Annotated in this window: 10 protein-coding genes; all 10 read left to right on the top strand. The window is 65.4% G+C overall.

Annotation, left to right across the window (positions count from 1 at the left end; translation table 11 throughout):
* The coding region (locus GTP58_RS09575) for a hypothetical protein (RefSeq protein ID WP_202413527.1) at positions 1-505 on the top strand (505 nt) is incomplete at its 5' end.
* Positions 506-913: a flagellar hook assembly protein FlgD gene (locus tag GTP58_RS09570; protein ID WP_161077214.1), complete on the top strand. Its 408-nt coding sequence runs from the start codon at positions 506-508 to the stop codon at positions 911-913.
* Positions 914-922: 9 nt separating this feature from the next.
* Entirely contained in the window at positions 923-2110 is a 1188-nt protein-coding gene (locus tag GTP58_RS09565) for a flagellar hook-basal body complex protein (protein ID WP_161077213.1), read from the top strand.
* Positions 2110-2937: a FliM/FliN family flagellar motor C-terminal domain-containing protein gene (locus GTP58_RS09560; protein ID WP_161077212.1), complete on the top strand. Its 828-nt coding sequence runs from the start codon at positions 2110-2112 to the stop codon at positions 2935-2937. The genes GTP58_RS09565 and GTP58_RS09560 overlap by 1 nt, the downstream gene beginning before the upstream one ends.
* Complete coding sequence (locus GTP58_RS09555; RefSeq protein ID WP_161077211.1) at positions 2927-3265, top strand: FliM/FliN family flagellar motor switch protein; 339 nt, start codon at positions 2927-2929, stop codon at positions 3263-3265. Before GTP58_RS09560 ends, GTP58_RS09555 begins: the two co-directional genes overlap by 11 nt.
* A complete protein-coding gene (locus tag GTP58_RS09550; RefSeq protein ID WP_161077210.1) occupies positions 3262-3633 on the top strand; it encodes a flagellar biosynthetic protein FliO in 372 nt (123 codons plus the stop codon). Before GTP58_RS09555 ends, GTP58_RS09550 begins: the two co-directional genes overlap by 4 nt.
* Positions 3630-4403 carry a flagellar type III secretion system pore protein FliP gene (gene fliP / locus GTP58_RS09545; RefSeq protein ID WP_161077209.1) on the top strand — a complete coding sequence of 258 codons (774 nt, stop codon included), beginning with the start codon at positions 3630-3632 and terminating at the stop codon, positions 4401-4403. Before GTP58_RS09550 ends, fliP begins: the two co-directional genes overlap by 4 nt.
* Before the next feature lie 18 nt (positions 4404-4421).
* A complete protein-coding gene (locus tag GTP58_RS09540) occupies positions 4422-5162 on the top strand; it encodes a sigma-70 family RNA polymerase sigma factor (RefSeq protein ID WP_161077208.1) in 741 nt (246 codons plus the stop codon).
* A gap of 79 nt (positions 5163-5241) precedes the next feature.
* Positions 5242-5820, top strand: coding sequence for a hypothetical protein (locus GTP58_RS09535; RefSeq protein ID WP_161077207.1), 579 nt, complete (start codon positions 5242-5244; stop codon positions 5818-5820).
* Between the two features lie 15 nt (positions 5821-5835).
* A complete protein-coding gene (locus GTP58_RS09530) occupies positions 5836-6219 on the top strand; it encodes a hypothetical protein (RefSeq protein ID WP_161077206.1) in 384 nt (127 codons plus the stop codon).
* Position 6220 lies beyond the last annotated feature (1 nt).

Genomic DNA, 6220 nt, shown 5'->3' with positions numbered 1-6220 from the left:
GGCCGCCAGCCCGGCCTTGGCCAGCAGCGCGCCGCAGGGCGCCGACAGTCTCGGCACCAACGCCAGGGTATCGCCGGTGCCAGCCAACGCCGGCTGGTTGCCGGGCGGCGCTGGCGCACCGGCGGCACCCGAACCGGCATTGGCCGGCGCCGACCATGCCGCAGTGGCCGACCTGCCGGCGGCGCCCACCTTCGCTGGCGACGACCAGCAATACGCCGCGCGCCTGCTGCATGTGTATCGCGATGCCGACGGCGTGCAAGCCTGGGTGCGCGATGCCAGTCTCGGCCAGCAGCAAGCCCAGCAACTGGTACGCGCCATGGCCAGCGAACTGGGCAGCGCGGGCACACCGCTGACCGCGCTGACGGTGAATGGTCGCCGCCAGACGCTGCCGGCGGCGCGTGCCAGCCAAGAGCGCACCGACGCCGACGCCGACGCCGACGCCGACGAGACCGGCGTTGCCGCGCCGGTTGCGCGGTTAACCCCTTATTTGAACGGAGCATTCTAAATGGCCATCAGTTCCATCCCTGCCGTGGGCACGGGCACCCCTGCGCAATCGAGCAATATCGCTATCCAGGACTTTTTGAAGATTCTGACCTCGCAGCTGAATAACCAGGACCCGCTGAAACCGGTCGACAACCAGGAGTTTGTGGCCCAGATCGCCCAGTTTGCAACGCTCGAGCAAAGCCGCCAGCTCAACGTCAAGATCGACGACCTGCTGACGGTGCAATCATCGCAGCAATCGGTGGGACTGCTGGGCAAAACCGTGGACGTCAACCAGAACGGGTTCATTGTCTCGGGGCGGGTGACGGCGCTGGACGTGTCCAGCGGTACACCGAAGCTGACCGTGACCACGGCCAGTGGCGCGTTCCAGAACAACATCAGCCCGTCGCAGATCCTCAACATCCGCCCATAAGGAATTTTCATGTTCGATACGCTCTACATCGGCACCTCCGGCCTGCTGGGCAATGCCAAAGGCCTCAAGATCGTCAGCAACAATCTGGCCAACGTCAATACGCCGGGTTTCAAGGGCGCGCAGTTGCGCTTCGGCGCCTTGTTTGAACAGGGCGGCGGCGTCACCGCCGGCCACGGCGAACCGCAGGCAGCGGCGGGCCAGGGCGTGACCACGCTGGGCGCTCAACTCAACTTCCGGCCGGGCAGCGACCAGTCCACCGGCAACGCGCTGGACCAGAGCATCAATGGCAACGGCATGTTCGTGGTGCGCCGCGACGGCGAGTTGCGCTATACGCGTGCCGGCGACTTCAGCTTCAATGGCAAGGAGGTGCTGGTCAACGGTAATGGCGACCACGTGCAGGCGCTCAGCGCCGGCGGTGAGCTGACTGATATCACGCTGGACGCGCTCGGCAGCAACCCGGCCAAGGTTACCACCACAGTGAGCTTCAACAACAACCTGACGTCCAATGTGGCGGTGCCGCCGGTGGACGCCACGGTCAACGGCGTGCCGATTGTCGACCTGGTCGGCGGCAGCCATACCGTCAACCTGAGTTTCAAGGATATCGGCGGCGGCGCCTACACGGTGACCGTGACCGACGGCGTGACCGGCGGCGCTACGCTGGGTACGGGCACGCTGCGCTATTCGGGTGGCCAGCCCTCGGTATCCAACAATGCGTTCACTTTCCAGTACAGCACGGCTGGGGTACCGCCGTTTACCGTCAAGCTGGACTTTTCCAAGACCAGCAATAATCCGGCCACCACCAATTTGCAGATGGGCAGCGCCGACGGCCGTGTGGCGGGCGTACGCACCGCGCAGACAATCGGCAGCGATGGTTTTATCAACGTTACCTATTCAAACGGTGAAAAGGGCAAGGGCCAGCGCCTTGCCCTGGCCCAGTTTGTCACCGAGGACGATCTGGTGCAGGACAACGGCGCAGCGTTTAGCAAGACCAAAACCGGCGCCGTGTCTTACGGCTATGCGGGCACGGACGCCTATGGCAGCCTGGTGTCGGGCCACCGCGAAGGTTCCAACGTCGACCTGGCCGAGGAATTCAGCAATCTGATCGTCATGCAGCGCGGTTATCAGGCCGCCTCGCACGTGATCAGCACCACCAACGACATGATTCAGGAATTGTTTGACATGAAAGGACACCGTTGATGCAGCAGCGCGCCTATACGCTGCTGGGCGACGATGTGCTGCTCAGCGTGCGGCGCCTGCTGGAGCCGGTGGTACGGACCTGGTGCGCCGATTGGGGCGGCGCGTGCGACGAGCTGGTACTGGTGTGCCGCCGTGCCTGGGACGGCGAAGCGCAGTTGCCGCCGCCGCAGTGGCAGCAGTCGTGGCAGGCGGGCGCGGGCCTGCTGATGCTGGCCTGGCCGGCCGAGATGCCGGGCCAGGTACAGCGCTTGCTGTTTGGCGTCGAGCGCCAGTACACCGCCCAGTCCGGCGTACCGCATAGCGCTCAGGCAGCTGGCACGGCCGCCTGGCACGACTTGCTGGAGCGGCTGGCAGCCGCTGCCTTGCCGGTGGGCGTGGCGGCCGCTGCGGCTACGCCGCCGCCAGCGTCAGTGTGGCGCTATGCCTCGGGGGCGCTGCTGGTGCAGCTGCAGCTGGGGCGGCACAGCACCCAGCTGTTGCTCAATGACGCTGCGGTGCAGGCGTTGCTGGCGCAACTGACGACGCGCGGCCAGCTGGTGCGGGCGCCCGATGCGCCGCTGGCACCGGTCGACCTGCCACGCCTGCTGGCGGCCCAGCCCGTAGCCCTGCCGGTGGCGCTGGGCCAGGCTGCGGTGGACCTTGGCAGCCTGGTGCGGCTGCAAGTAGGCGATGTGATACGGCTCGATCGCGCGGCGGACCGTGCATTGCCGGTGAATAGTCCCTCCGGGATCGCGTTGTTTGATGGTTACTTGGGCCGCAGTGGCGACGTCATGGCGTTGGAGCTGCTGGTCCACGATTTTAATGATGGAGTAAAGCATGAGCAGTAAATCTACTTCCGCCACGGCGGTGACTGAGCTGGTTGAGCTGGCTGAACTGGCGCCGTCTGCGGCGTCCGGCGCCGCTCTGCTGGGCGGCAACCTCGGTCTGCTGGACGGGGTCCAGGTCAGCTTGCAGGTGATGGTGGGGACGGCCCGTTCCACGGTGGGTGAGCTGATGTCGCTGACGCCAGCGTCGCTGCTGAAAATTGACCGTAAGGCCGATTATCCGGTGGACGTCATGCTCAATGGCAGCGTGGTGGCGCGCGGCCAACTGGTGGTGGTGGAGGACAACTTTGGTGTGCGCATCACCGAAATCGCCACGGCTGTGCAGGCATGATGCGCTGGCAGGCAGGCGCATTGGCGCTGGCGGCGAGCGGGCTGGCCGCCGCTGAACCGATACCGTTCAAGCATGACAATGGCGCCGCCGCAGCGCTGCCTGGTGGTGCGCTGGGCGTGCTGCTGCTGTCGCTGCTGGCGATCGCGGCGGTACTGGTGGTGCGCAAGCGTCTTAATCTGCAGCGCAGCGGCAGTGCCCCGGTGCGTCATCTGCAGGTGCTGGAAACCCAGCGCCTGGGGCCGCGTACCTTGCTGGCAGTGGTGGAGTTCGGCGGACAGCAGCACCTGATCGCGCAAGGCGAGCACGGTGTCAGCTGCCTGGCCAGTGCGCCGTGCCAGTCCGTGCCGGTCCCGCAGGAGGCGGCATGAAGCGGCGTCACGCCGTCTGGCTGCTGCTGGGCGCCGTATTGCTGGGCATAGCATCGGTGGTGCAGGCCGCCGTGCCGGATAGTACGGCACTGTCGCTGCCGGGCATGCAGCTGCGGCTGGCCGGCGGCGCCGGTACGCCGACGGAAGTGTCGTCGGCACTGAAGATACTGCTGGGGCTGACAGTGCTGAGCCTGGCGCCGGCCATTCTCATGTGTATGACCTCGTTCATCCGGATTGTGATTGTGCTGTCCATGCTGCGCCACGCGCTCGGCATGCCGGAGACGCCGCCCAACACCGTGATCATCAGTCTGGCGCTGTTCCTGACCATGTTCACCATGTCGCCCGCGCTGCAGCAGATCAACCAGCAGGCGCTGCAGCCCTATATGGCTGGTAAGATTTCTACCGAGACGGCCGGCCAGCGCGGCTTGGCGCCGCTGCGTGAATTCATGGTGCGGCAGACGCGCGAGCAAGACCTGGCGCTCATGGTGGAACTGGCCAAGGCGGAGCAGCCGCGCAGCATGGACGATATCAGCGTGGTACAGCTGATTCCAGCCTTTATGCTGTCCGAACTGCGCTCGGCGTTCCAGATTGGCTTTGTGATCTTCCTGCCGTTCGTGCTGGTCGACCTGATCGTTTCCGGCGCGCTGATGGCGTTGGGCATGATGATGGTGCCGCCGGCGTCGATCGCGCTGCCGCTTAAAATACTCATGTTTGTGCTCATCGACGGCTGGAGTCTGGTGGTGCGCGCCCTGCTGGGTACCTTTAACTAGGCGGCCATGGGAAGCAGCATGCACATGGAGGCAGAGGACCAGGCGCGCGGGTTGTGGGCGGCGTACGCCCACGGCCGCGAGCCACAGCTGCGCGAACGGCTGGTGCTGCTGTACCTGCCGTTTGCACGCATGCTGGCCGCCAAGATGTACGCTGGCCGCACCCATCCGCAGGTGGAATTTGACGATTATTTGCAATTTGCGCGCAGTGGCCTGTTGCAGGCAGTGGACCGTTTCGATGCCGGACGTGGCTTCAAGTTTGAGACCTACGCGGCGCGCCGCATCAACGGCGCTATACTCAGCGGCATGGAGAATTACAGCGAGGTGCATGAACAAGTGGCGGCACGCAAGCGGCTGGTGGAAACCCGTCTGGCCTCGCTGCAGCAATCCGCCCCGGAACTCAGCGAACCGGACGCACTGTTCGGCTATCTGGCGGACCTGGCGATCGGCCTGGCGGTCGGCTTTGCGCTGGAAGACTCCGGCATGTTCCATACGGGGGACGACACCGCATCCTACCGCGACAATACCTACGCCGGGGTGGAACTGCGCCAGCTGCGCGAGCGTCTCAAAAGCCTGGTGACGCAATTGCCGGACAAGCAGCGTCGCGTGATCGCCTGTCACTACCTGCAGCACATGCCGTTCGATGAGATCGCCGGTTTGCTGCAGGTGTCACGTGGCCGCATCGCGCAGCTGCACAAGGAAGCCTTGCTGCGGCTGCGCCAGCTCATGCTGGCGCAGCCGGAGCTGGACTGGAGTGGCTAGCGCGCCGACAGACGCCGTGCAGTCCACAGCAGGAAAAAGCGGCCATTGCCGCCGTACTACACAACGGGAAGGGAAGACTATGAACCACAACACGCTCGCCATGCTCGACCAGGCGGAATTGCAGCAACTGGCGCTCAATGCCAGCGCCGCCAACGACTCCGCCAGCGCCATCGCCTACTGGAAGGAAGCCGTGGCACGCCCGGACGCCAGCGCCCAGGCCCACTATCTGCTGGGGGCCGAGTACGCCCAGATCAAGATGTACGAGCGCGCCATTGGTGCGATGGAAGCGGCGATTGCGCTCGATCCATCGCTGTCGGTGGCACGCTTGCAACTGGGCATGCTGCTGCTGGGCGCCAACCAGGCGGCGCGCGCCGATGAGGTGCTGGCCGTGCTGGTCCAGCTCGATGCTGGCAATCCGCTGCATCATTTTGGCGCCGGGTTGCGTCACCTGATCGGTGAACGGCTGGCGCCGGCTGTGGAGAGCCTGAGCCAGGGCGTGGCGCTGAACCAGGTCAATCCACCACTGAACCATGATATGCAGGCCATCCTGCGCCAGATCGAACAGCGCCAGGCCGATGGTACCGCTGCGGCAGCGCCTGCGGTGGAAGACGATAGCCAGCACTTGCTGTTGTCGGCCTACACCGGCATGCGCCACTAAGCACGGGAGCGCGTCATGAGCTCAACGATAGGTTCGGTCGCGCAGCTGGTCAAGGTAATCCAGCGCCAGCTGACCGCGCGCGCACCGGATGGCGCGCAGGTCGGCAACAGCGGACGGCGCCCGGCCGCAGGCACGGCCGCCGCCCGCTATGCCCAGGAAAATCTGGCGGCGCTGATCGGCACACGGGTGCAGCAGATTGGCCGCGATGACCCGCAGCGCGGCCGTAAGGCGTTCCGGGTATTTCTGGAGGCGGTGCTGCTGGCGCAGCTCGGCGAGGGCCTGGTCAACGACCCGCGCTTCTTCCAGATGGTGAACGATATCCAGCTTGCCATGGAAGCCGATCCCGGCTGCGGCGCGCTGGTGGCGCGCGCCATCGAGCAATTGTTGGCAGAACCATAGA

Source organism: Duganella sp. CY15W, assembly GCF_009857555.1.
Classification (GTDB): Bacteria; Pseudomonadota; Gammaproteobacteria; order Burkholderiales; family Burkholderiaceae_D; genus Rugamonas; species Rugamonas sacchari.
Note: the sequence above shows the minus strand (reverse complement) of the source record. Positions and strands in the feature narration are given on the sequence as shown.

Excerpts from the sequence above, each read along its gene's own strand:
- GTP58_RS09555 (WP_161077211.1), top strand. The coding sequence starts at position 2,927 with ATGAGCAGTAAATCTACTTCCGCCACGGCGGTGACTGAGCTGGTTGAG.
- GTP58_RS09565 (WP_161077213.1), top strand. The coding sequence starts at position 923 with ATGTTCGATACGCTCTACATCGGCACCTCCGGCCTGCTGGGCAATGCC.
- GTP58_RS09570 (WP_161077214.1), top strand. The coding sequence starts at position 506 with ATGGCCATCAGTTCCATCCCTGCCGTGGGCACGGGCACCCCTGCGCAA.
- GTP58_RS09550 (WP_161077210.1), top strand. The coding sequence starts at position 3,262 with ATGATGCGCTGGCAGGCAGGCGCATTGGCGCTGGCGGCGAGCGGGCTG.
- GTP58_RS09560 (WP_161077212.1), top strand. The coding sequence starts at position 2,110 with ATGCAGCAGCGCGCCTATACGCTGCTGGGCGACGATGTGCTGCTCAGC.
- fliP (WP_161077209.1), top strand. The coding sequence starts at position 3,630 with ATGAAGCGGCGTCACGCCGTCTGGCTGCTGCTGGGCGCCGTATTGCTG.
- GTP58_RS09530 (WP_161077206.1), top strand. The coding sequence starts at position 5,836 with ATGAGCTCAACGATAGGTTCGGTCGCGCAGCTGGTCAAGGTAATCCAG.
- GTP58_RS09540 (WP_161077208.1), top strand. The coding sequence starts at position 4,422 with ATGCACATGGAGGCAGAGGACCAGGCGCGCGGGTTGTGGGCGGCGTAC.
- GTP58_RS09535 (WP_161077207.1), top strand. The coding sequence starts at position 5,242 with ATGAACCACAACACGCTCGCCATGCTCGACCAGGCGGAATTGCAGCAA.